26 protein-coding genes are annotated in these 22,832 nt (G+C 35.1%); 13 read left to right on the top strand and 13 right to left on the bottom strand.

Annotation, left to right across the window (positions count from 1 at the left end; translation table 11 throughout):
• Window positions 1-389, top strand: a 389-nt coding sequence (locus ACIQ32_RS06115; RefSeq protein WP_396194808.1) for a M3 family metallopeptidase, incomplete at its 5' end; no start/stop codon positions are given.
• A gap of 89 nt (window positions 390-478) precedes the next feature.
• Here the strand turns inward: ACIQ32_RS06115 and ACIQ32_RS06110 are convergent.
• From ACIQ32_RS06110 to ACIQ32_RS06095, 4 genes are all read right to left on the bottom strand, one after another.
• A complete protein-coding gene (locus tag ACIQ32_RS06110; RefSeq protein WP_396194807.1) occupies window positions 479-1,219 on the bottom strand; it encodes a LytR/AlgR family response regulator transcription factor in 741 nt (246 codons plus the stop codon).
• A complete protein-coding gene (locus ACIQ32_RS06105) occupies window positions 1,212-2,189 on the bottom strand; it encodes a histidine kinase (protein WP_342696963.1) in 978 nt (325 codons plus the stop codon). The genes ACIQ32_RS06110 and ACIQ32_RS06105 overlap by 8 nt, the downstream gene beginning before the upstream one ends.
• Before the next feature lie 64 nt (window positions 2,190-2,253).
• Window positions 2,254-3,117, bottom strand: coding sequence for a DUF4249 domain-containing protein (locus ACIQ32_RS06100; protein WP_396194806.1), 864 nt, complete (start codon window positions 3,115-3,117; stop codon window positions 2,254-2,256).
• 37 nt (window positions 3,118-3,154) lie between these two features.
• Window positions 3,155-5,536, bottom strand: a complete 2,382-nt coding sequence (locus tag ACIQ32_RS06095) for a carboxypeptidase-like regulatory domain-containing protein (RefSeq protein WP_396194805.1) — start codon at window positions 5,534-5,536, stop codon at window positions 3,155-3,157.
• 414 nt (window positions 5,537-5,950) lie between these two features.
• Between ACIQ32_RS06095 and ACIQ32_RS06090 the strand changes: the two genes are divergently transcribed.
• The 4 genes from ACIQ32_RS06090 (at window position 5,951) to ACIQ32_RS06075 (ending at window position 7,603) form a co-directional block, all read left to right on the top strand.
• Complete coding sequence (locus ACIQ32_RS06090; protein WP_171222619.1) at window positions 5,951-6,454, top strand: GbsR/MarR family transcriptional regulator; 504 nt, start codon at window positions 5,951-5,953, stop codon at window positions 6,452-6,454.
• 76 nt (window positions 6,455-6,530) lie between these two features.
• A complete protein-coding gene (locus tag ACIQ32_RS06085) occupies window positions 6,531-6,869 on the top strand; it encodes a hypothetical protein (RefSeq protein WP_396194804.1) in 339 nt (112 codons plus the stop codon).
• On the top strand, window positions 6,866-7,210 hold the full coding sequence (locus ACIQ32_RS06080; RefSeq protein ID WP_396194803.1) for a hypothetical protein: 345 nt from the start codon (window positions 6,866-6,868) through the stop codon (window positions 7,208-7,210). Before ACIQ32_RS06085 ends, ACIQ32_RS06080 begins: the two co-directional genes overlap by 4 nt.
• A gap of 12 nt (window positions 7,211-7,222) precedes the next feature.
• A complete protein-coding gene (locus ACIQ32_RS06075) occupies window positions 7,223-7,603 on the top strand; it encodes a hypothetical protein (protein ID WP_396194802.1) in 381 nt (126 codons plus the stop codon).
• 51 nt (window positions 7,604-7,654) lie between these two features.
• On the opposite strand, the gene ACIQ32_RS06070 is transcribed toward ACIQ32_RS06075, so the two are convergent.
• On the bottom strand, window positions 7,655-8,470 hold the full coding sequence (locus ACIQ32_RS06070) for a hypothetical protein (RefSeq protein ID WP_396194801.1): 816 nt from the start codon (window positions 8,468-8,470) through the stop codon (window positions 7,655-7,657).
• Between the two features lie 154 nt (window positions 8,471-8,624).
• Here ACIQ32_RS06070 and gcvP point away from each other — a divergent pair, with 154 nt between their 5' ends.
• The 8 genes from gcvP to ACIQ32_RS06030 all read left to right on the top strand — a co-directional run bounded on the left by gcvP (window position 8,625) and on the right by ACIQ32_RS06030 (window position 16,895).
• The gene (gcvP, locus tag ACIQ32_RS06065; RefSeq protein WP_396194800.1) at window positions 8,625-11,468 is read left to right on the top strand and encodes an aminomethyl-transferring glycine dehydrogenase; all 2,844 of its coding nucleotides are present in this window, start codon (window positions 8,625-8,627) and stop codon (window positions 11,466-11,468) included.
• Window positions 11,469-11,596: 128 nt separating this feature from the next.
• Window positions 11,597-12,199: an HAD family hydrolase gene (locus tag ACIQ32_RS06060; protein ID WP_396194799.1), complete on the top strand. Its 603-nt coding sequence runs from the start codon at window positions 11,597-11,599 to the stop codon at window positions 12,197-12,199.
• 12 nt (window positions 12,200-12,211) lie between these two features.
• Window positions 12,212-12,592: a group III truncated hemoglobin gene (locus ACIQ32_RS06055; RefSeq protein WP_396194798.1), complete on the top strand. Its 381-nt coding sequence runs from the start codon at window positions 12,212-12,214 to the stop codon at window positions 12,590-12,592.
• 120 nt (window positions 12,593-12,712) lie between these two features.
• Complete coding sequence (locus ACIQ32_RS06050; RefSeq protein WP_396194797.1) at window positions 12,713-13,771, top strand: 3-oxoacyl-ACP synthase III family protein; 1,059 nt, start codon at window positions 12,713-12,715, stop codon at window positions 13,769-13,771.
• A gap of 66 nt (window positions 13,772-13,837) precedes the next feature.
• Complete coding sequence (locus tag ACIQ32_RS06045; protein ID WP_396194796.1) at window positions 13,838-14,359, top strand: methyltransferase; 522 nt, start codon at window positions 13,838-13,840, stop codon at window positions 14,357-14,359.
• A gap of 34 nt (window positions 14,360-14,393) precedes the next feature.
• Window positions 14,394-15,242, top strand: a complete 849-nt coding sequence (locus ACIQ32_RS06040; RefSeq protein ID WP_396194795.1) for a glycosyltransferase family 2 protein — start codon at window positions 14,394-14,396, stop codon at window positions 15,240-15,242.
• 142 nt (window positions 15,243-15,384) lie between these two features.
• On the top strand, window positions 15,385-16,131 hold the full coding sequence (locus tag ACIQ32_RS06035; RefSeq protein WP_396194794.1) for an MlaE family ABC transporter permease: 747 nt from the start codon (window positions 15,385-15,387) through the stop codon (window positions 16,129-16,131).
• Window positions 16,131-16,895, top strand: a complete 765-nt coding sequence (locus ACIQ32_RS06030; protein WP_396194793.1) for an ABC transporter ATP-binding protein — start codon at window positions 16,131-16,133, stop codon at window positions 16,893-16,895. The genes ACIQ32_RS06035 and ACIQ32_RS06030 overlap by 1 nt, the downstream gene beginning before the upstream one ends.
• A 9-nt stretch (window positions 16,896-16,904) precedes the next feature.
• On the opposite strand, the gene ACIQ32_RS06025 is transcribed toward ACIQ32_RS06030, so the two are convergent.
• The 8 genes from ACIQ32_RS06025 to ACIQ32_RS05990 form a co-directional block, all read right to left on the bottom strand.
• Window positions 16,905-17,966, bottom strand: coding sequence for a mannose-1-phosphate guanylyltransferase (locus ACIQ32_RS06025; protein WP_396194792.1), 1,062 nt, complete (start codon window positions 17,964-17,966; stop codon window positions 16,905-16,907).
• Window positions 17,967-18,102: 136 nt separating this feature from the next.
• Window positions 18,103-18,708 (bottom strand): SprT-like domain-containing protein, encoded by a 606-nt coding sequence (locus ACIQ32_RS06020; protein WP_396194791.1) that lies wholly within the window; start codon window positions 18,706-18,708, stop codon window positions 18,103-18,105.
• A gap of 68 nt (window positions 18,709-18,776) precedes the next feature.
• On the bottom strand, window positions 18,777-19,454 hold the full coding sequence (locus ACIQ32_RS06015) for an SDR family NAD(P)-dependent oxidoreductase (protein WP_396194790.1): 678 nt from the start codon (window positions 19,452-19,454) through the stop codon (window positions 18,777-18,779).
• 40 nt (window positions 19,455-19,494) lie between these two features.
• On the bottom strand, window positions 19,495-20,127 hold the full coding sequence (locus ACIQ32_RS06010) for a hypothetical protein (protein ID WP_396194789.1): 633 nt from the start codon (window positions 20,125-20,127) through the stop codon (window positions 19,495-19,497).
• Window positions 20,127-21,161, bottom strand: coding sequence for a D-alanine--D-alanine ligase (locus ACIQ32_RS06005; protein ID WP_396194788.1), 1,035 nt, complete (start codon window positions 21,159-21,161; stop codon window positions 20,127-20,129). The genes ACIQ32_RS06010 and ACIQ32_RS06005 overlap by 1 nt, the downstream gene beginning before the upstream one ends.
• Window positions 21,162-21,197: 36 nt before the next feature.
• On the bottom strand, window positions 21,198-21,908 hold the full coding sequence (locus ACIQ32_RS06000) for an NRDE family protein (protein ID WP_396194787.1): 711 nt from the start codon (window positions 21,906-21,908) through the stop codon (window positions 21,198-21,200).
• Complete coding sequence (locus ACIQ32_RS05995; RefSeq protein WP_396194786.1) at window positions 21,896-22,384, bottom strand: DinB family protein; 489 nt, start codon at window positions 22,382-22,384, stop codon at window positions 21,896-21,898. The genes ACIQ32_RS06000 and ACIQ32_RS05995 overlap by 13 nt, the downstream gene beginning before the upstream one ends.
• Window positions 22,385-22,440: 56 nt before the next feature.
• A partial coding sequence (locus ACIQ32_RS05990) for a DoxX family protein (protein ID WP_396194785.1) occupies window positions 22,441-22,832 on the bottom strand: 392 nt, incomplete at its 5' end.

Below are 22,832 nucleotides of genomic sequence, written 5' to 3'. Positions count from 1 at the left end.
TACGCCAATTGAGTTTTGGGCTTTTAGATATGGCTTATCACGCGAAACCACAAAAGATTGACAATGTCAAAGCTTTTGAAAAAGCCGCCATGGACAACACTACTTTGTATCCGGATGTGGCTGAGAATTGCATGAGCGTTTCGTTTTCGCATATTTTTCAAGGCGGTTATTCTTCGGGCTATTACAGTTATAAATGGGCGGAAGTCTTGGATGCTGATGCTTTTGCTTATTTTCAAGAGAAAGGTATTTTCAACAAAGAAGTTGCAACTAAATTTAAAGACAACGTGCTTTCTAAAGGTGGCACAGAGTTACCAATGGAACTCTACAAACGTTTCCGCGGCCAAGAACCAAAGCCGGAAGCTTTGTTGAAACGCGCGGGATTGATTTAGACTACTTAGATTGTTAGACTGCTTAGATATTTGAAACCGGAGTTAAGGCTTCGGTTTTTAGAGAGTTTAGCCTTTTTTGCCATAGTTTCTTATTTGGAAAGCCATAACTTAAATTCAACTGTTTTTTCAACTGCTACAAAAATGTTTTCATTACCAAAATTGGGTTTTAAAATTAATTTTAATTTTAATTTTGAAACATAGTACATTTCTTGGATTGAATTTATAGATATCAAAAACTTTTTGTTTACTCTAAAAAATTCTTTCGGATTAATTTCTTCCTCTATCTTTTTTAAACTTAAATCTAATGGTAATTTTTTGCCATCAATCAAACAGGCAAAGGTCAATTTATCTTCTGAAAAAAAATACGCAATATTATCAATAGATATTGACTTTAATTGATTATTTATCTTCACTAAAAAACGATTTCTATACCTTGATTCAATATCAAAAATCATTTTATTATAATTAGGATATGTTGTAAGACTTTTATACTTATCGATACTCTTTTTTAAACTTTGAATTGAAATTGGTTTTAAAAGATAATCAATACTATTTATTTCAAATGCTTTAATCGCATATTCTGAATAGGCAGTGACAAAAATAACAGGACAAGTAACATTGACTTCCTCAAATATTTTAAAACAATAATCATCAGAAAGATTAATATCTAAAAAAATTAAATCAGGTATACTTTCGCTTAAACAAGAAATGGCCTCCTTAACTGAATCAATCATTTCAACAACATTCATTTCGGGTTCAATCGATTCAATCATTTTCTTTAATCGCTCTGCTATCAATATTTCATCTTCAATAATAATAACTTTAATCATAACTCGACTTAATTAAGGGGATTTCAACTCTAAAAATATTATTTTCAATTTTAAAAGAAGGTTCTCCACAATTTAGTAAAACGTATTGTTTTTTTATACTTTTCATACCAATTCCAAAAGATTCCGTTTTTACAGCATTTATTTTAGGATTAAAATTATTCTCAATTATCAATTGCTCTTCTCTAGAATAGATGCAAATTTTCAAAGGATTATGTTTATCAAAAACGGTATGTTTTAAAGCATTCTCGATTAATATTTCAAGCGTTAGAGGAGGTATTAAATAATCTAATTTAGAAACATCAACAGAACTCTCAAGTTTTATTAACCCCTGATGTCGAATCAATTGAAGTTCAAAATAAGAATTTAGTAGTTTGAGTTCTTCTGATAAAGTAACTAAAATTTCATCAGAATTAGTGAGACTGTATCGAAAAACATTGGATAATTCCTCTACAAATTTTATTGCTTTTTCAGGTTCAGTATCAATTAAACTAGTAATATTACTAAAACAATTAAAAAGAAAATGAGGGTTTAGTTGATTCTTAAGTGACATATATTTATCATTAAGATTTTCAATCTCATTTTCTTTTAGCCTTATTTTTAATTCCTTTTTTTCAAATTCGTTTTCTAAATAAATCTCAAATAAATAAATAAATAAAACTACACTACTTACAATAATTAAAATGGCAAAAAAAAGCGTATCAAAAAAAATTAAATCTTCATCATCATTAAATAAGACCAAGGAAATTAGTCTTAGTAGAAAACTAAAAAATATAATTGTAGCAATACTGACAAAAAAAAGGAATGTTCTTTTGTTGAATAATTCAACTCTTTTGTAATAATAACTTTCAATTGTTCTCTTTCTGATCAAATAAATTATTAAGATAAAAATAAAACTTAGCGGAAATAAATAAATCTGATCTTGTATAGCTTCAAAAAAAGAACTTTCATTATAGTCTTCTAAAAAATTCAAAAAACTAAATATAAAGCAAATTATACTATACAAGATCAATCTATTCTTCATTCCTAAATTAAAATTACTCAATCAAAATACTATCCTCTTCTATATCTACGGCATAAAAATAACCTAAAATTCTATTAGTAGGATTTGATGTGTTTATAATATTACTTCTTATAGAAGCAGGTGGTGGATTTCCAACAAAAGAAATACCCTGATTGCCCGTTTGTGTAAATAACTCAAATAGAAATTGATAGTATTTTTTTGATATTCCTAATTGTTGTGCTTTTGCCACATCACCAATTTCAAAAGAAACTTCTTCATTTGGATTAATTCCAATTCTTTGTTGACCATCAAAAAACCTATCGGTTACAATTAATGTTTCTGAATTACCGGGATCAGGAACAATGGTAAAAATATCGTTTTTGAAAACTCTATAATAATAATAATTTTCAATCCCTACCGGATCAGTAGAATCAAATTTAAGAAAATATCCAGCATCTGTAATAAAGGTTTCTTCTTCAAATTCATAATAAAAATTGTCAAATGGAGGTACCTCGTTTAAAGTATCTGAACCCACATAGGTCTCATTATTCCAAACAATTGTAATGGTATAAGTTTTACCGATTTCTGGTAATAAGTTGTTGTTTGTATAATTGCCGTTTTGTGTATAAACAAAATTCCAAGTAGTATTTCCATCCGATACAGTTACAATTGCGTCTGAAACAAAAGGATTGTCTGAATTATCTAAAAAAGGTATTGATTTAGTTAATTTAATTACTTGAGTTGTATTGTCTGCTTTACGTTCAATTCCACCCTCAATAACAAGACGTTCAATTGAGTTAAGAGTAATATCATTTGTAACATCTTCTTCACAAGAAATGAAAACAATAGAAAAAATTACAATATGTAATACTTTTTTTATTTTATTTATGGTGCTCATGTTTTTATTTTTTTAGTTATATAATGTTGAAGTCATTTTAAAATTTAAATTCATAGGTTACACTTGGAACAATCCCAAAAAATGACAATTTGGTTGCTTCAGTATTTCCAGTTGCAATTTCTACATCGTTTACTTCACTAATTTCCCTGAAAAATATGGAGGCAGCATTTTGTCTGTTATATAGATTAGCTATACTAAAAATCCATTTACCGGTTTTATTACTATCTTTTTTAGGATTTAAAGTTGCAGAAATATCTAAACGGTGATATACAGGAAGTCTATTCCCGTTTCTTTCACTATAGTCAGCCACAACTAACCCATTTTGTTCATATCGTCCTGTTGGATATGTTACTGGTCTTCCAGTACTAAAAGTAAATACCCCACCAAATTCCCATCTTGAATTCGTTTTATAGAGTCCTACAAGATTTAATCGGTGTAATTGATCTACATTATTGTCATAGTATTCATTGTTATTTATTCCGTTTATCCTATTCTCGCTTTTTGATAACGTATAACTTAACCAACCGGTTAATTTACCCGTATTTTTATTAAGTAAAAACTCTAAACCATAGGCTCTCCCTACTCCTTGAACAACTTGAGTCTCGACATCTTCTCTAAAAAGTAAATCAGCACCATCTTTGAAATCAGTAACATTAGTTAATTTTTTATAATAAGCTTCTACCGAAAAATCATAGCTACTTTCTTTTACATTCGAAAAATAACCTAAAGCGATTTGATCTGCATACTGCGGCTTTATGTATGGCCCACTTGGTGTCCAAACATCTAATGGTGTAGGTGATGTTGTATTAGTTACTAGATGTATATACTGATACATTCTATTAAAACTCGTTTTAAAAGAATTTCTATCATTTAATAAATATCGCATTGAAAAACGCGGTTCCAAATTATTAAATTGTTTTATAACCTCTCCAGAACCATATTTTTTTTCACTTACAACTTCATTCTCTTCATAAACTCCATAAACAGGATCAAAGCTTAGAGGTTTTCCCGTTTCATAAATCCTTATACTTTCATTACCCAATCTCATAAAATTTGAAAATCTTAAACCTGCTTGAATGTTTAGTTTTTCAGACAAATCAAACTCCGTATCAATATACATTCCGTTTTCTAAAGCAAAATTATTTTGAAATTTCTCCGCACTAATACTTGATCCATTGATTGCAGAAATTCTTCCAGGATTAAATTTATAATGTGTAATATCAACACCGGTTCTCACAGTGGCTTTTGAACTAGCATACCAAGTTAATTTAGGTTTAAAATTAAAGTTTGTAATATTTGATTTCCACCTAAACTCAGAACCTGATCTTAAATTATCTAACTCATAATCATAATTAGAAAAAATAGCTGAAGTTTGAAAAAATAATTTTTCACTTATTGCATTTGTCCATCTAATTGTTCCGATTGCATTACCCCAAGATGTTCCAATAAATTTAGGAAGTTCAAACCTGTCTCGACCAAAGTATCCAGAAAGAAAAATTTTATTCTTTTCATTTAAATCATAATTGGCTTTTAAATTCAAATCATAAAAAAAGAGTACATTATCATTAAACTCATCATCTAAAAATGTAAATGCGTCTACATAAGATCTTCTTCCGGCAAACATATATGAGCCTTTTCCTTCCCCAACGGAGTCTTTTTTTATAGGACCTTCAACTAATACCCTACTCAAAATTAAACCAATTCCTGCTTCACCATTAAATTCTTTCTTATTTCCCTCTTTTTGACGTACATCTAACACAGATGATAATCTACCTCCATAAGTAGATGGAATTCCTCCTTTATATAACTTTACATCTTTAATGGCGTCTGAATTAAACACTGAAAAAAATCCAAACAAGTGTGATGCATTATAGATTGTTGCATCATCTAATAAAATTAGATTTTGATCTGCATTTCCTCCCCTAACATTGAAACCTGAAGATGCTTCATTGACGCTTGAAACTCCGGGAAGTAATTGTATTGATTTAATCACATCAGGTTCTCCTAATATAGCAGGTAGTTTCTTGATTGTAGAGGCTTTTAAAGTATTTACACTCATTTCAGTACTCTTCACTTTGTTCTCAATTTTTGTTGTGGATATTACAACTTCATTAAGATTAAAAGAGTCATCTTCTAATTTTAAATCTATTTTTAAATTAGACTTTATTTCAATCTCCTTCTCTATAGTTTTATAACCCAGATAACTTACATAAATAATATGTTTACCCTCCTCTAGCGAAAAAGAAAAATAACCATATTCATTGGTTACATTTCCTGATTTAGAATTGGTATAAACATTTACACCAAATAATTTTTCTCCTGTTTTACTGTCTTCAACATATCCTGAAATAGTAAGTTTATTTTGTCCAAATGAAATACTTGTAAATAATAATAGAATTAATAAATTAAATTTTTTCATAATTATATTTTTTAAACTTTTGCCCAAAATTAAATTTCACAAGTATTTTTTAATCTTATTTTCCGACGAACCTTAATTTAATTTGATAAACCTTTAATTTTGATGTTAAAGCTGGAAAAATTGAAACAAAAACTATTCGGACAAGAACCAAAGCCGGAAGCTTTGTTGAAAAGAGCAGGATTGATTTAGATGGTTAGACTACTTAGATAATTTATAACCGGAGTTAAGGCTTCGGTTTTTTTGTGCACTATACCCGCGTTAAGGATTGAAGTGGCATCCTTTTTTGCATTTCATTTTCAAATGAAATACAAAAAAGATAGAACGGAAAGCCCGACCTGAAAGGGAACGCCCAAAATATTAAAATATCTTTCATTTTTTATTGAAAGTTTAAAAACTTTTATTTACCTTTGACTTATGGAATTCAGAGAAGCCAAAAATAAGTTCGTTCAAACCTGGGGCGCGTTAGGTTCACAATGGGGAATCAACAAAACCATGGCGCAAATTCATGCCTTGTTAATGGTGTCGAATGAAGCGGTTTCGATGGAAGACATTATGGAGGAATTGCAAATTTCCCGTGGCAATGCCAGCATGAATTTAAGAGCGTTGATGGATTGGGGCATAGTTTATAAAGAGTACAAAACCGGAGAGCGTAGAGAATATTTTACTGCCGAAAAGGACTTAGATGAATTGGCCGTAAAAATCTCCAAAGAACGCAGCAAACGCGAAATCAAACCGGCTTTGAAAGTGTTAAAAGAAGTGTCTTCCATCGAAGCTGACGGCACTGCTGAAGAAAGACATTTTGTAGAGCAAACCACCAAATTGTATGATTTTGTATTGAAAGCCGACAATGTTTTAGACAAAATGACCGAGTACAAAGACAATTGGTTGGCGCAGATTTTACTAAAGTTTATGAAATAGATAGAACCGAAATAAAAATCCTTTTTTTTAATCAAAACTTTCATTTTTTTCTGAAAGTTTAAAACAGTAAATAATCATGAAAAACATTCAATATTTCAATGCTTTTGCGGTTGTACTTCCATTCCTCATCTTAATTTCATATCCCATCATTAAGGAAGTAGCATTTATATATTCACTTTTGTCAACAATTTTAACAGGATTCATACAGGTTATTCTAGGTTTATACCTGTTGAATGATGAACCTAACGATAGAAAACTTCAATTTTATATTGGTGCAGTAGTAACTTTTTTCACGCTTTGGTTCATTAATGCCCAAATTGGATATAATGACATCTTAACCTTCATTTTGATTGGTATTCCTCCTTTGTTAGCCTTCTATTTAACTTTTGTAATTTATAAAAAAGCAAAGTCATGAACCTCAACATCCTTGGTTACGCCATCTATCTATTAATAACCATTTTCATCATTGTCAAAGTAGGTCGAATTTGTTACCAAAACGGTAATATTTATGTCGCCCAACTTATTCCCGACCACATGGATTTGTGTCATAAAATCAATCAGGTGTTGCTGTTGGGTTATTATCTACTGAACATTGGCTACTGTGCTATGACTTTAATTTCTTGGGAAAAGATTATCACATTTAACCAACTTATAGAAGTCATTGCCTTCAAATCGGCTATAATAATTGGCACAATTGCCTTTATGCATTACGGCAACATTTTCGTTCTTACCAAATACATTCAAAAATTAATTTAAATACTTATCATCATGGAAACCACAAAAATTTTAATCGGTTACGCTATCTATTTACCAATAGCATTGTTCCTTACATATTATGTTTCTAGAACACTTTTCAAAAACAGTAAAATATACATGTTAGACATTTTTAAAGGTCGCGAAGAAATTGCGAATGCTACGAACAAACTCTTTGAAACCGGGTTTTATTTGCTCAATCTTGGCTTTGCCTTAATGATTTTGGAAATGAATCTTTACAATGACAGTTATCAGTTGCTAATCGAAAAACTGAGCTACAAAATTGGTGGATTTACGATTTATCTTGGCTTGATGTTGTTCTTGAATTTATACTTCTTTTTTAGAGGAAAAAGAAAAGCCAGAGAAAATCAAAACCAACAAAATGCGATTGCCTAAACAAAAACCAACAGTGGAAATCATTAAACCGGAGTGTAGGCTTCGGTTTTTTTATTGAAATAAAAGAAGCAAAACCCACCACAAAATCGGAATGCTTTCTGCCCAAAAAGAAGAATAATACTTTGATTCTTTTTGATTGGCAAATAACAAAAACAGAAACACAGTTAAAGCAACTCCTGATTTCAGAATCAAAGTTTGGGAATTAAAATGGGCATACAAAAACTCTAAACTAAGAAACCCAACCAACAATAAACTTCCTACCCATTTCGTTCGCTTAACTCCTATCTGCTGCGGTACTGTTTTCAAATGCGGATCATCTAGTTTCAAATCGATGATTTCAAAAATCAATATCAAAACGAAAATCAAAATAAAACGCTGCAAAGCGACCAAAAAAACATAAATAGTCAATGGAATATCAGCATTAATAATCGGTAAAAATAAAGTCACGCCAACCCAACACAAAGCCACAATGTAAATTTTTATGCCGGCCCAATTTCGAGCGTTTTTTTTATTGGGAAAGAAAGGCAAAGTATAAAGTAATGTCAGTATCAAAAAAACCACCGCAATGATTTTGGTTTTTTGAGCCAATTGGAAAAAGTAAAATCCGCAAGCCAAAAACGATAAAAAACTTACAATCGCTATGGCTTTTAACTGCCTTCTCATTTGTAATTTTTGAGTTCTTGCTAAAGCATCATACTTCACAAAATTATACCCTACAATCGTTCCGAAAAAAGCAAAATAGGCACTCGTTTCAATTGCCGAAATTTGAAACAAAAAACCCGTCATTCGCACCAAAGCATAAACCGACAAAGCCACGTGTATACTGCTGTTGAGATAAAAGTCGAAAAGTCGTTTTAAAAATAGCATAGACTAAAAGTAAGCAAAGTGTTAATAAGAAGCCTTTTCGGTTGAAAAATTGTCAAAATATTAGACTTTGTTTAGCACAAAATTAAAACATTAATAATTACTTTTGTTGGCAATAAAAACAACACAAACAAACACCTTTAGACTATACAATTTAATGAGAACAGACGCATTTGCATTACGCCACATAGGTCCACGTGAGAGCGACCTAAAACACATGTTCAAAACCATCGGAGTCGAATCTTTTGACCAATTAATTTATGAAACCATACCGGATGATATTCGTTTGAAAAGCGACTTGAATCTGGACGCACCCATGACCGAATATGAGTACTTAACCCACATACAGGAATTGGGCAAAAAGAATAAAGTATTCAAATCTTATATAGGATTAGGCTATCATCCAACGATTGTTCCGGCGGTTATCCAAAGAAATATTTTTGAAAATCCGGGTTGGTACACGGCCTACACACCTTACCAAGCAGAAATTGCTCAAGGTCGTTTAGAAGCGATTTTGAACTTCCAAACGATGGTTATCGAGTTAACCGGAATGGAAATTGCCAATGCTTCATTATTAGATGAAGGAACCGCAGCAGCAGAAGCCATGGCTTTGTTATATGACGTACGTACTCGTGACCAAAAGAAAAACAATACCCGTAAATTTTTCGTTTCAGAAGAAATCTTACCGCAAACCTTATCGGTTTTACAAACGCGTTCTACGCCTATCGGTGTAGAATTAGTAGTGGGCAACCACGAAACTTTTGATTTTTCAACCGACTTCTTCGGAGCCATTTTACAATATCCGGGAAAATACGGTCAGGTAAATGACTATAGTGGCTTTATTGCAAAAGCCAATGAAAACGAAATTAAAGTAGCGGTTGCAGCTGATATTTTATCTTTAGCTACCTTAACTTCTCCCGGAGAAATGGGTGCATCTGTTGTAGTAGGAACGACTCAGCGATTTGGTATTCCAATGGGTTATGGCGGACCACACGCAGCTTACTTTGCCACTAAAGAAGAGTTCAAACGCTCTATGCCGGGAAGAATCATCGGAGTTTCGATAGATGCCAACGGAAAACGTGCCTTACGTATGGCTTTAGGAACGCGCGAGCAACACATCAAAAGGGAAAAAGCGACTTCAAATATTTGTACAGCACAAGTGTTACTAGCCGTTATGGCCGGAATGTATGCGGTATACCACGGACCAAAAGGCTTGAAATACATTGCCAATAAAGTACACGCTTCGGCAGTGACTTTGGCGGATGCTTTGAATCAATTAGGCGTTTACCAAACCAATACCGCTTTCTTCGATACGATTTCGGTAAAAGCAGATGCAACTAAAGTAAAAGCGATTGCTGAAAAACAGGAAGTCAACTTCTTTTATGTAGATGCCGAGACAATTTCAATTTCGTTAAACGAAACTACTTCTTTAAACGACTTGAACCAAATCATCGCCATTTTTGCAGCAGCAACCGGTAAGGAAGCTTTCAAGGTTACCGAATTAAATTCAAATAATAATTTCCCGACTTCCTTGGAAAGAACTTCTACGTTCTTGCAACACGAAGTATTCAACAACCATCATTCTGAATCTCAGTTGATGCGTTATATCAAAAAATTAGAGCGCAAAGATTTATCGTTAAACCACTCGATGATTTCGTTAGGTTCTTGTACGATGAAACTAAATGCCGCAGCTGAAATGTTGCCATTATCTATGGCGAATTGGAACAGCATTCACCCATTCGCTCCTATCGAACAAGCTGAAGGTTATATCACGATGCTTAAAAAATTAGAGCAACAATTGAACGTAGTTACCGGTTTTGCCGGAACAACTTTGCAACCCAACTCAGGTGCGCAAGGCGAATATGCCGGTTTGATGGCAATCCGTGCTTACCACCAATCTCGCGGTGACCACCACAGAAATGTGTGTTTGATTCCATCATCGGCTCACGGAACCAATCCGGCTTCGGCGGCGATGGCAGGCATGCAAATTATCGTAACCAAAACCATGGAAAACGGTAACATCGATGTAGAAGATTTGAGAGCAAGAGCCATTGAGCATAAAGATAATCTTTCAGCCTTGATGGTAACTTATCCATCAACACACGGTGTTTTTGAAAGTGCTATTTGTGAAATCACCCAAATCATCCACGATAATGGTGGTTTGGTTTATATGGATGGTGCCAATATGAATGCGCAGGTTGGCTTGACCAATCCGGCCACAATTGGTGCTGATGTTTGTCACTTGAACTTACACAAAACGTTCGCGATTCCTCACGGTGGTGGCGGACCTGGTGTTGGGCCAATTTGTGTCAACGAAAAACTAGTGCCTTTCTTGCCTACCAATCCAATCATCAAAGTTGGTGGCGACCAAGCAATTACTGCTATTTCTGCTGCACCTTATGGTTCGGCTTTGGTGTGTTTGATTTCTTATGGTTACATCACCATGTTAGGTGCTGAAGGTTTGAAAAGCTCTACAGAACACGCGATTTTGAATGCCAATTATATGAAAGCCCGTTTAGAAGCACATTATCCGGTTTTATATTCGGGAGAAATGGGACGCGCGGCACACGAAATGATTTTAGATTGTCGTTCGTTCAAACAAAACGGCATCGAAGTAACGGATATCGCCAAACGTTTGATGGATTATGGTTTCCACGCACCAACAGTTTCTTTCCCGGTAGCCGGAACTTTAATGATTGAACCAACAGAATCCGAAGATTTAGCTGAGTTAGATCGTTTTTGTGATGCAATGATTGCCATTCGTAAAGAAATTGACGCTGCTTCGGCTGATGATACTAATAACGTATTGAAAAATGCACCTCATACTTTGGCGATGCTAACAGCGGATACTTGGGTTTACCCTTATACTCGTGAGCAAGCGGCTTATCCTTTGGAGTACATTCACGAAAACAAATTCTGGCCAAGCGTTCGTCGTGTGGATGATGCTTATGGTGACCGAAATTTAGTTTGTTCATGTGCGCCGATTGAGGCTTATATGTAAACTATAAAATTCCAATACTAAAATCCCAAATTCCAATTACTGAATTTGGGATTTTAATTTTTCTATTAGAAAAATAGACTCTCATTTTTATTTATAACAATATCACAGTCACGATAACTCAAAATCATATGAAAATCAAAAACATAGTTTTCGACTTTGGAGGCGTTTTAGTGGACTGGAATCCTAGACATTTATATAAAAATCATTTTCAGGATACCAATGAAATGGAATTATTCCTCAAAAACATATGTACTGAGGAATGGAATATAGAGCAAGATAGAGGACGTTCTCTTTCAGAAGCGACTAATGAATTGCAAAAGAAGTTCCCAGAACATAGCGCATCCATATCGCTCTTTTATGATCAATGGGAAGTTATGTTAAAAGGCGAAATTCCGGGAACTGTTGCCATACTGCACAAACTGAAAGAAAAATACACCCTTTATGGTTTGACAAACTGGTCTTCGGAAACCATTCACATTGCCTATGAAAGGTTTTCTTTCTTTCAGGAGTTTGAAGGAATTGTAGTTTCCGGAACAGAAAAACTGATAAAACCCGACAAAAGAATTTATCAATTGTTACTGGACAGATATTCGATAAAAGCGGAAGAAAGCATTTTTATAGACGACAATATAAACAATGTAAAAGCAGCAAAAGAACTTGGTTTTTATGCCATCCATTTTGAAAATTCCACACAATTGGAAACAGCCCTTTCTACCATAATAACAATTTAAAGCTAGAAAAAAATGACTGATATCCAAAACCAAGACGACCTTTACCTACTCGTTAATGAATTCTACAAAAAGCTTTTGTCAGATGATGCTATCAGTTACATTTTCACCGAGGTGGTCAAAATAAAACTCGAAGAGCATTTGCCTATCTTAGTTACTTTTTGGTCACAAGCGATATTGGGAACCGGAGGTTACACCAACAATCTAACGCAAATTCACTTGGATGTCAATGCGAAAGAATACCTGTCACCTGAGCTGTTTAAAATTTGGTTAAACCACTTTAACACCACCGTCGATACACTTTTTAAAGGAGAAAAGGCGGAACGTATCAAAACCCAGGCATTAAGTATCGGAACAATTATGCAAATTAAAATCGCTCAGCAAAAAGGCAATTAATTATCGTATCTATAATTTTAACTATCTTTTAGTAAACTTTTCGTAATTATTTTAAAAAATTATAAAAACAACAACGGTTGAATAAATTTATTAATAATTTCGTAATGAAATAGTAAAGCAATGAACATAAAAATAACCGGTTCAGGAAGCTATATCCCAACCGAAACAGTTACCAATCAAGATTTCACCAAACACGTTTTTCTAAATGATGACGGAACACCATTTCCACTTCCAAATGAAGTCATCACCGAAAAATTTTACGATATCACCGGAATTGAAGAACGCCGTTATGTAACGGATGATTTACAAACTTCCGACATTGCCACTATTGCTGCTCAAAGAGCTATTGAAGATGCCGGTATTGATCCGGAAACTTTAGATTACATCATCTTTGCACACAACTTTGGCAACGTAAAAAAAGGGGCTATCCAAACCGATTTACTCCCGAGTTTAGCCACCAGAGTTAAATTTGATTTGCGCATCAAAAACCCGAAATGTGTTGCTTATGATATGCTATTTGGCTGTCCGGGTTGGGTAGAAGGCGTAATCCAGGCACAAGCATTTATCAAAGCCGGAATGGCTAAAAAGTGTCTGGTCATTGGTGCCGAAACTTTATCTCGCGTGGTAGACATGCACGATCGCGACAGTATGATCTATTCCGACGGTGCCGGCGCTACTATTATAGAAGCGACTGATGACGAAGGTGGAATCTTAGCACATGCATCAGCCACTTTTACTTATGACGAAGCTTATTATTTATTCTTCGGAAACTCTTTCAACAAAAACCATGATCCCGATGTGCGCTATATCAAAATGCACGGCAGAAAAATCTATGAGTTTGCTTTGAGTCAGGTACCGAAAGCGATGAAAGAATGTGTGGAATCCAGTGGCGTGGACATTAGTAAAATCAAAAAGGTCTTAATTCACCAAGCCAACGAAAAAATGGATGAAGCTATTATACAGCGTTTCTATAAACTATTTGGACAAAAAGCACCGGATGGAATTATGCCAATGAGTATTCACAAATTGGGTAATTCAAGCGTTGCAACGGTTCCAACCTTATATGATCTATTGGTCAAAGGTCAGCTTGTAGGTCATAACCTTGAACAAGGTGATGTTATTTTATTTGCCTCAGTTGGTGCCGGAATGAATGTAAATGCGATTGTTTATCAGATGTAAAAAAGTTGGAAGTTGGAAGTTGGAAGTTGGGAGAAAAAAGTAAATTTGTAATCCAATTTCCTTATCATGTACGAGAAGACATACCCTAGTAAACGCTTTAACATTACCCTTCAGTTTTTAAAAAAACACATTTCTACTGCTGAAACTATTTTGGATTTGGGTGTGCCCAATCCGTTTTCTAAAATAATGGAAGACAATGGTTATAGTGTTATCAATACCAAAGGTGAAGATGTGGACAATGACCAAAGCGCATTGCAAAGTGAAAACTACCAAGTTTTTACTGCCTTTGAAATCTTTGAACATTTGCTCAATCCTTATACGGTTTTAGAAAACGTAAAAGCCGATAAAATATTAATCTCTATTCCGCTGCGTTTATGGTTTTCGCCGGCATATAGAAGTAAAACTGACCTGTGGGACAGGCATTACCACGAGTTTGAAGATTGGCAACTCGATTGGCTGTTGGAAAAAACCGGATGGAAAATTGTTGACCGCGTGAAATTTACACATCCGGTGAAGAAATTGGGTTTTAGACCTTTACTCAGATATTTTACCCCTAGATATTATTTAGTTTACGCCGTTAGAAATTAGTCGCAGTCACAGTTTTCAGTCACAGAAAATAACAATGAACTACTACATCATTATTCCGACTTACAACGAAGAGAAATTTATTTCATTGACTTTACAGTCGTTAGTGGAACAGACGGTTCTACCCAAAAAAGTAGTCGTAGTCAATGATGGTTCAACTGATAACACAGCATCCATAATCCAATCATTTTGTGATAAATATCCTTTTATTCATTTGGTCAACAAAACTTCCGACGCAATTCATTTGCCCGGAAGCAAAGTAATTCAAACGTTTCAAAAAGGATTGGAAACTTTAGATGACAACTATGACATAATGGTGAAAGCCGATGCCGATTTGATTTTTCCACCCAATTATTTTGAAACCATTATCCAACATTTCCAATCAGATGATAAAATCGGAATGGTTGGTGGCTTTGCTTATATCAAAAAAAACGGCGAATGGATTTTAGAAAACCTAACCGATAAAGATCACATTCGAGGCGCATTTAAAGCCTATCGCAAAGCAACATTTGAACAAATCGGCGGATTAAAACCGGCTATGGGTTGGGATACCGTAGACGAGTTGCTTTGTAAATTCTACCACTGGAAAGTGGTTACCGATGAAACCCTGAAAGTCAAACACCTCAAACCAACCGGCGCCAATTACAATAAAACCGCACGCTATAAACAAGGGGAAGCATTTTATACTTTAGGCTACGGTTTTTTGATCACTTCAATTGCTTCCCTCAAACTGGCAATGCGAAAAGGCAAGCCCTTACTTTTCTTGGATTACATCCGTGGTTTTTGGAAAGCGCAATCGGCTAAAAAACCATTATTGGTTACGGAAGAACAAGCCCGTTTTATTAGAAACTATCGTTGGAAAAAGATGAAAAAGAAATTAATTTAGCTTCGCTCTGTTCGGATTTTTATCCTCGAGTGAGGATTTGAGAATTTGAAAATTCAGCGATGCAGTATTGAGTCATTTTCAAATTTTCAAATTGACACATTTTCAAATTAATTATCACTATTTTTGACATTATTTTAAGCCTATGATGCTCATTCGCTATTTATCGCAAATAGGGAAATATTTCTTGATGTTGAAAGAAGTTTTCCGAAATCCCACAAAATGGTCGGCCATGCGACAGCTGATTTTTAAAGAAATTGATGATTTGGTCATTGATTCGCTTGGGATTGTTTGTTTTATTTCCTTTTTCGTTGGTGGTGTTGTTTCGATACAAACGGCTTTAAACTTAACCAATCCTTTAATTCCGAAATACCTCATCGGTTTTGCTACCAGACAATCAGTTATTTTGGAATTTGCGCCAACTTTTATTTCGATCATCATGGCCGGAAAAATGGGGTCTTTTATCACTTCAAGTATCGGAACCATGCGAGTAACTGAGCAAATTGATGCTCTAGAAGTTATGGGTGTGAACTCTTTAAACTATTTGATTTTCCCTAAAATTACAGCCTTACTCCTTTACCCTTTCGTAATTGGTATAGCAATGTTCTTAGGTGTATTTGGTGGCTGGATTGCATCAGTATATGGCGGATTCGCTTCCAGTAACGAATTCATCACCGGAATTCAGCAAGAGTTTATTCCGTTTCATATTGCCTATGCCTTTATTAAAACCTTCGTGTTTGCCATGTTATTGGCAACGATTCCTTCTTTCCACGGGTATTATATGAAAGGCGGCGCTTTAGAAGTGGGGAAAGCCAGTACGGTTTCGTTTGTGTGGACGTCGGTGACCATTATTTTGGCCAATTATATACTAACGCAATTACTATTGACCTGATGATAGAAGTTAAAAATGTAGAAAAGTCATTTGGTGACAGCAAGGTATTAAAAGGAATTTCAACCGTTTTTGATACCGGAAAAACCAATTTAATTATAGGCCAAAGCGGTTCGGGAAAAACAGTTTTACTAAAGAGTTTGTTGGGCATTCATTCCCCTGACAAAGGCACCATTGCTTTTGACGGCAGAATATACTCAGATTTAACTCCTGATGAAAAAAGAGCTTTGCGAACCGAAATCGGAATGGTTTTTCAAGGCAGTGCCCTTTTTGACAGCATGACTGTAGAAGAAAATGTAGGCTTTCCGCTGAAAATGTTTACTAACAAATCGGCTACTGAGATAAAAGACCGCGTGAATTTTGTAATCAATCGTGTAAATCTCATCAATGCTAACCATAAAAAACCTTCTGAAATTTCGGGTGGTATGCAGAAACGTGTAGCGATTGCCCGTGCCATTGTGAACAATCCGAAGTACCTTTTTTGTGACGAACCTAACTCGGGTTTGGATCCTAAAACGGCTATAGTAATCGATAATTTAATTCATGAAATTACAGTTGAGTACAATATCACTACTGTAGTAAACACACACGATATGAACTCGGTTATGGAGATAGGCGACAAAATCATCTTTTTAAAAGAAGGTGTGCTGGCTTGGGAAGGCACCAAAAAAGAAATCTTCAAAACCGATAATGAAGCGATTACCGATTTTGTTTATTCCTCTAATTTGTTCAAAAAAATCAGAAAAGCGCAAAATAAGGAGGAATAAGATTTTTACTTATAATTTGTTAGCTCTTTCAGTAATCTGTTTGATGTCTTGCTCCTTACTTTTGGGATAAATCATCAGAATGTTTTCATTATCCACAATGATATAATCATCCAAACCATCAATCACGACCAATTTTTTAGCATTCGAACGAATGATATTGTTGGAAGCATTTTCCAAAATTACTGTAGCATTGACTACGGCATTGTTTCGGTCATCTTTATCTAACTTTTCGTGTAAAGAACCCCAAGTACCCAAATCATTCCAATCAAATGTTGCGGGAAGTACATATACATTAGACGCTTTCTCCATCACCGCGTAATCGATAGAAATATTTTCAGCTTGACCATAATGGTCTGTTATGAATTGCTTTTCCTCAGCAGTATTATAACTGTCGAACCCCTTATGGAACAAAGCATTCATCCGTGGTTGGAATTTCTCAAAAGCACTTGAAATCGACTCAACACTCCAAATAAAAATACCGCCATTCCAAAGAAAATTTCCGGCTTCTAAGAATGCTTTAGCTGTTTCATAATTAGGTTTTTCCCGAAACTGGTTGACTTTTTTTATAGGATTAGCGTCTGATTGATCAAACTCGATATAACCAAAACCGGTATTGGGGAATGTGGGTTGGATTCCCAAGGTCATTAGGGCATTTTCTTTTTGACAAAAATCAAAACACTTTTGCAAATTGGACACAAACTCATCTTCATCCTCAATCCAGTGATCACTTGGCGCAACCACCATAACGGCTTCAGGATTCATTTTTTGAATTTTGAGTGAAGCATATAAAATACAAGGTGCAGTATTACGCATGGCAGGTTCTAATAAGACTTGTTCCTGCTTCACCATCGGCAATTGTTCCAAAACCAAACTGTTATATCTTTCGTTAGTTAGTATCAAAATATTTTCTGTTGGAATTAACTTTGACAAACGACTAAAGGTTTTTTGAATCAACGTTTCTCCCGAACCTAACATGTCGTGAAATTGCTTTGGAAAATCGGCAGTACTCACCGGCCAAAATCTTGATCCAACACCACCGGCCATTAATATTGCGTAATAATTGTTGTTCATTTTTTTTATATAACTAATTAAATAAATATAAGTTTATTAGATGCTGCAAAGATATTTATATTATTGAGTAATGAACGACAAGTGACTTTGGAGTGGCTTTTTCTTTCTTTGAATCAACGATTTGTTTCGATTAACACTATCCACCCGGAATTATTTCCACCTCAGCATTCGCATTAAATAAATATAGCCTTCCTGTTTTGACTTCTAAACATTCGTAACGCTTTACGCGTAAACCTTTCTTTTGGAAAATCCTGCCGTTTTTAATTCTGAATAAACTCCCACTGGGCACTTCGTGTACAAAGTGAATATCGGGTTTTCTTTCGTCAAATTGTTTTAGAGCAAAAGCCAATCGGGCATCGGTATCACTGCTTGCGGTGGGGTTTCTGAAATGATTGGCCACCAAAGGCAACACCGAATGCGGAAAAATCTCCGGCCGAATAAACGGCACCATTAGTCTTTGAAACGTGTGCTTCCACTCATTACCATGAGGTTTTATCAAACGCCCGAATTTTTCATACGCAACCAAATGCGCAATTTCGTGAACTAACGTAATCAGAAAGCGGTACTTATTCAAATTGGCGTTGACCGTAATCTCATGCTTTCCTCCTATTGCCCTGCGATAATCACCATGACGCGTTTGACGTTCATTAACGATTTTTAAATGCACATTGTTACTTTTGATTAACTCAAAGCAAGAGGAAACAGCGTGTTCAGGTAAATATTTGGAAAGGACTTCGCTCATTTTGGTTGTCGGTTGTCGGTTGTCGGTTGTCGGTTTTACATAAACGGACAACTAAAAATCGGCAACTTTTATGGTGTTGATGAAGAGACTTGAATAATTTTTCCGTTGTGGTATTGGTTTCCGGTTAGGGCAAAATGTGCAATATAATCGGCCATTTCTTTGGCAGAAATTGGGGCTTCATAACCCGGAAAAGCTTCTTGCAACATTTCGGTATTCACGGCTCCGAGTGCCAAAACATTGAAAGCAATGCCTTGTTCTTTGTATTCTTCTGCCAATAATTCCGATAGCGTAATCACCGCACCTTTACTTGAACTATAAGCGGCCAATCCGGCGAATTTCATGCTGCCTTGAATACCACCCATAGAACTGATGGAAACCACATGACTTCCCTTTTTCAGATAAGGCAAACACACACGAGTCAAATTCGCTACTCCAAAAACATTCACTCTGTATACACTTTCAAAATCTTCCTGAGTGGTTTGAGAAAACGGTCTGTTTAATAAACTTCCGGCGTTGTGAATAATGATATCGACTTGTTTCCAAGCTGCAGCAAGGAATTTTTCGACTTCAATTAATTCTTCTTCTTTGCCTAAATCTACCGAAAGACAAGTGATATTCTCGTTTTCGATTAAAACTTGAGGTGTTTTTCTGGAAATAGCTAAGACTTGGTGTCCGGCTTTGGCAAATTGTAAAGCCAATTCGTAACCAATGCCACGAGAAGTTCCGGTGATGATAATGTTCTTCATTTGTTTCTTTCTTGTCGTAAAGATACTAAAAGTAGGGATTTTAAAACCATCTGAAATATTTCTTCCCAAATTTAAATCCTTGCCAAATCCCAAATCCCACAAACACCAACGGAATAATAATCTGCATTAAATATTGGGTCAAAAATTCAACGTTTGAGGCAAAATAGTGCAAGGCCAAAATCAACGTCAGCATCCCGCAAAATGTTCCGACTATCGTTCCTAAAACAAACACATATTTTTTGTAACCTGAAATTTCAATATACTTCCCATTCAAAAGCCATAGATTCCAACCGGTCCAAAACGGAATTTGAATAAAATTCAGGCAACTCAAGACAATTCCCAATAAAAATGGCGCATACGTGTAAGTGGTTGAAAAATCGGTTTTCGAATTGGCACTGGAGTAAAAAACATAAGCCAACACAAACATGAATACTATTGAAAATCCTTCGATATACTTGGTTAGCTTTTGGTTTTCCGCTAATCTTTTGGCAAAAATTAAGGTGAAATAAATCACAAAAAACTCAATGATGATTACCCCTAATAAATACAAAGCCGTCGGCGACAATCCCGATTTTTCATAAACCTGAAAACCCACCACATTCAAATAGCCCAAAGGAATCGAACCGATGAAACTCACTAAAAATCCAACGAATATGTTCTTTAAGTTTTGCATTAAAAATTCACAATCTTATTGCTTTGTTTCAAATGTAATTTATACTGTTCCATTCCGGTTTTGTGTGACAAATAGTCGTAACCGAGTTTGTGATTTTCCACACTGATTTCATACATATAAGTAATGTGTCTCGCCAATTCTTTCCAAGCAAAAAAGAGAGAATGCTTTGGGTCGTAAATATGCGTTGGTTCACTGGCAGCACCGTTTAACTCAACGATGGCAAAGTTTTTGCCTTGTTCGAGTTCTTTCCAAGTGTGGTACATTAAATCCATTCGCCCAAAATAAAAACCGTCGATTTGCAGACACATATCGTCAATAACTTTGGTCAATTCGGGAGAAATTAAATGACTGTAATCTAAAAATTTAGCACCACGAGCGTGATTGCCATACGGAACCAAATTGCGCTTTTCGCCTTTCGGTAAAATGGTTGTTAGTTGGTTGCCGTATTCTTTTTGCAAGGCTTTTAACTGCAATTCATAACGCGGATTGGCTTTCAACAACTCTTCGATAGTCGAACAACCATCTCCTTCCACAATCAGGAATTCTTTGGCTACAATTCCGGTAATTCTGCCGTTTTTTTCATGAGGATATCGCACATAAAAAATCCCAACTTCCTTGGGAAACGGAATCAAATCTTGTATCAAATAATTAAAATTGGCTTTGCGGTGATAGCTTTTTAAATCTTCCAGATTTTCTATTTTTTTCACAGCCGAACCGCGCAAACCAATATCGGGTTTGGCGATAAAAGGAAATTGGATAATGGAATTACTAAGGATGTTTTCAACCTCATCAAAGGGCAATTGCTCCCGAACAAAATTGGTCTTTGGGTAAAATTGTGGCGGAATCAAATCGTAAATCTCTTTCTTGCTATCCATCATAAATCCACCGTTGCGCATGGTTGGATTAGAGGCATTGAAAAAGAAAATCGTTCGTGCCTTCAACGCATAATAGGCCCATAAAAAATAAATCGGGATATAAACGATTTGGAACGGCCAATATTCCCAGTGGAAGAGTTTGTGGAGAAAGAGTTTCAAATTAATTATGAATTACGAATTGCAAATTACGAATTCCTAAAGTGATAGAAACACGTTAGAAAAATCTTTTTCGGCAATCAAATCATTGTAATGAATGCTAACTTTATTCTTTTCGATTACGGTTTGCGTGATGCTTAGTGTTTTTAAAAAGTCGTTTCGGTTGATGACTAAGCCGTGTTCGTTGTTGTCTTCTTCGGTGTAACGGTGAAAATTGAACAATTCTGTTTCGTTGACTTCAGGTTTGGTATCCAAAAAAGTAGAAAACCAATTCGCTCTTTTTTCTCTTATTTCCTTGGAATACAAAGTCGAGGATGACCAAATGTGGCTTTGATTGGTATCCAATTCCAAAGTACTTTTTTCTAGTTCATCCCAGCGCAATTGATAGAGCTTTTGGTTTTCGAATAGCACCAAAGTAAACGGTTCGATATCTCTTAAATCGATTGATTTCCAAGCCTCCAATGGCGATTCATCACTGATTAAATCAAGGACAATTAAGCCCCGACTTTTACGATAAATGTCTTTTACTACATGCTTTTCTTCGGCACCATTGAGCAAAACTAAAACATTGGATTGTTCATCGATTGCATACCATGTACCGCCGGCTTTATTGTCTTTGGGGAAAATGACTTTTTTATTATTGAGACAATAATTTTTGGGTTCTATAGCATTAGGGCGCAGGATTTTCTCATCCCGGTTCGAGGTAATGATGATTTTACCATTGGCCTTGACAAAACTTACTGTGCACATTGTTTTCGGTATTCGATGGTGGAACGCGCTACGCCAAAATTTTCATCAATTTCAATAGTTTTCAACTGAATAATCGCCACTTTAATCAAGGCTTGGTGGTGGATGCAATGTTCTAAATTGTACAACAACTCACGGTGGTAATTGCTTTCTATGAGCAATTCTTCGCCATCAACTATTTGTTGCAATTGCATATTTTTATTGGGTTTATCAACTTGGTTCAGAATCGCATCAATACTTTCTTTGGCAATAGCCGTATGGGTTTGAATTAGGTGATTTCGCTTTCGGTTATCATAATTGACAATGCCGGTTTCATATTGGTTTTCCAAACACTGGAACATTTCAATAATGTGACGCGTATGTTCGCCAATCGTGGCATTGCTTAAGTCATGGCAAGGACAACAATAATCGTAGTCTGAAAGTTGCGAGACCAAGCCTGACAATTCATTGAGGGTTTTGAAGATGGCCGGAATGAGCATATTTAGTTTTTTTGTTTATTTAAATAATTACGATCTTGGTCAAATAATAGTTTTTTTTAAACTTTAAATCGCGGTAACTCCGGAATTTTATTTCGCTCTGTATATACCAAAAACAAACAGCATATTAAAGTAATTACAGCCAAAATAAATAAGGTTCCACCATCATTTTGCACTGCTATTCCTAACACAAATATATGAGAAAAAATAGCGCCCAACATGGTGCCTAGCCCTAAAAGTGCGCCAAGCAAAGTTGTTCTCGGAATTAAAATTAAAATAGAAGCAATTAATTCAACCATACCGGAACCAATTCTGCCGAAAGGTTCTATGCCTAACGTTTGAAAAATAAACACACTTTCTTCGGCACCGGTGAATTTAAAATATAAGGTTTGCAATAGGATAATCACTGCGGTGAGTTTGATGATCCAAAGGATAATTGGGTTTTTCATTT

Source organism: Flavobacterium sp., from assembly GCF_044373165.1.
Lineage (GTDB): Bacteria > Bacteroidota > Bacteroidia > Flavobacteriales > Flavobacteriaceae > Flavobacterium.
The sequence above is the reverse complement of the archived record's forward strand: the minus strand, read 5'-3'. Positions and strand labels throughout refer to the sequence as shown.

Coding starts and splice junctions, on each gene's coding strand:
- ACIQ32_RS06055 (WP_396194798.1), top strand. CDS start 12,212: ATGACTGATATCCAAAACCAAGACGACCTTTACCTACTCGTTAATGAA.
- ACIQ32_RS06060 (WP_396194799.1), top strand. CDS start 11,597: ATGAAAATCAAAAACATAGTTTTCGACTTTGGAGGCGTTTTAGTGGAC.
- ACIQ32_RS06000 (WP_396194787.1), bottom strand. CDS start 21,908: ATGTGCACAGTAAGTTTTGTCAAGGCCAATGGTAAAATCATCATTACC.
- ACIQ32_RS06040 (WP_396194795.1), top strand. CDS start 14,394: ATGAACTACTACATCATTATTCCGACTTACAACGAAGAGAAATTTATT.
- ACIQ32_RS06010 (WP_396194789.1), bottom strand. CDS start 20,127: ATGCAAAACTTAAAGAACATATTCGTTGGATTTTTAGTGAGTTTCATC.
- ACIQ32_RS06015 (WP_396194790.1), bottom strand. CDS start 19,454: ATGAAGAACATTATCATCACCGGAACTTCTCGTGGCATTGGTTACGAA.
- ACIQ32_RS06110 (WP_396194807.1), bottom strand. CDS start 1,219: ATGATTAAAGTTATTATTATTGAAGATGAAATATTGATAGCAGAGCGA.
- ACIQ32_RS06050 (WP_396194797.1), top strand. CDS start 12,713: ATGAACATAAAAATAACCGGTTCAGGAAGCTATATCCCAACCGAAACA.
- ACIQ32_RS05995 (WP_396194786.1), bottom strand. CDS start 22,384: ATGCTCATTCCGGCCATCTTCAAAACCCTCAATGAATTGTCAGGCTTG.
- ACIQ32_RS06090 (WP_171222619.1), top strand. CDS start 5,951: ATGGAATTCAGAGAAGCCAAAAATAAGTTCGTTCAAACCTGGGGCGCG.
- ACIQ32_RS06020 (WP_396194791.1), bottom strand. CDS start 18,708: ATGAGCGAAGTCCTTTCCAAATATTTACCTGAACACGCTGTTTCCTCT.
- ACIQ32_RS06085 (WP_396194804.1), top strand. CDS start 6,531: ATGAAAAACATTCAATATTTCAATGCTTTTGCGGTTGTACTTCCATTC.
- ACIQ32_RS06080 (WP_396194803.1), top strand. CDS start 6,866: ATGAACCTCAACATCCTTGGTTACGCCATCTATCTATTAATAACCATT.
- ACIQ32_RS06070 (WP_396194801.1), bottom strand. CDS start 8,470: ATGCTATTTTTAAAACGACTTTTCGACTTTTATCTCAACAGCAGTATA.
- ACIQ32_RS06045 (WP_396194796.1), top strand. CDS start 13,838: ATGTACGAGAAGACATACCCTAGTAAACGCTTTAACATTACCCTTCAG.
- ACIQ32_RS06025 (WP_396194792.1), bottom strand. CDS start 17,966: ATGAACAACAATTATTACGCAATATTAATGGCCGGTGGTGTTGGATCA.
- gcvP (WP_396194800.1), top strand. CDS start 8,625: ATGAGAACAGACGCATTTGCATTACGCCACATAGGTCCACGTGAGAGC.
- ACIQ32_RS06100 (WP_396194806.1), bottom strand. CDS start 3,117: ATGAGCACCATAAATAAAATAAAAAAAGTATTACATATTGTAATTTTT.
- ACIQ32_RS06095 (WP_396194805.1), bottom strand. CDS start 5,536: ATGAAAAAATTTAATTTATTAATTCTATTATTATTTACAAGTATTTCA.
- ACIQ32_RS06075 (WP_396194802.1), top strand. CDS start 7,223: ATGGAAACCACAAAAATTTTAATCGGTTACGCTATCTATTTACCAATA.
- ACIQ32_RS06035 (WP_396194794.1), top strand. CDS start 15,385: ATGATGCTCATTCGCTATTTATCGCAAATAGGGAAATATTTCTTGATG.
- ACIQ32_RS06030 (WP_396194793.1), top strand. CDS start 16,131: ATGATAGAAGTTAAAAATGTAGAAAAGTCATTTGGTGACAGCAAGGTA.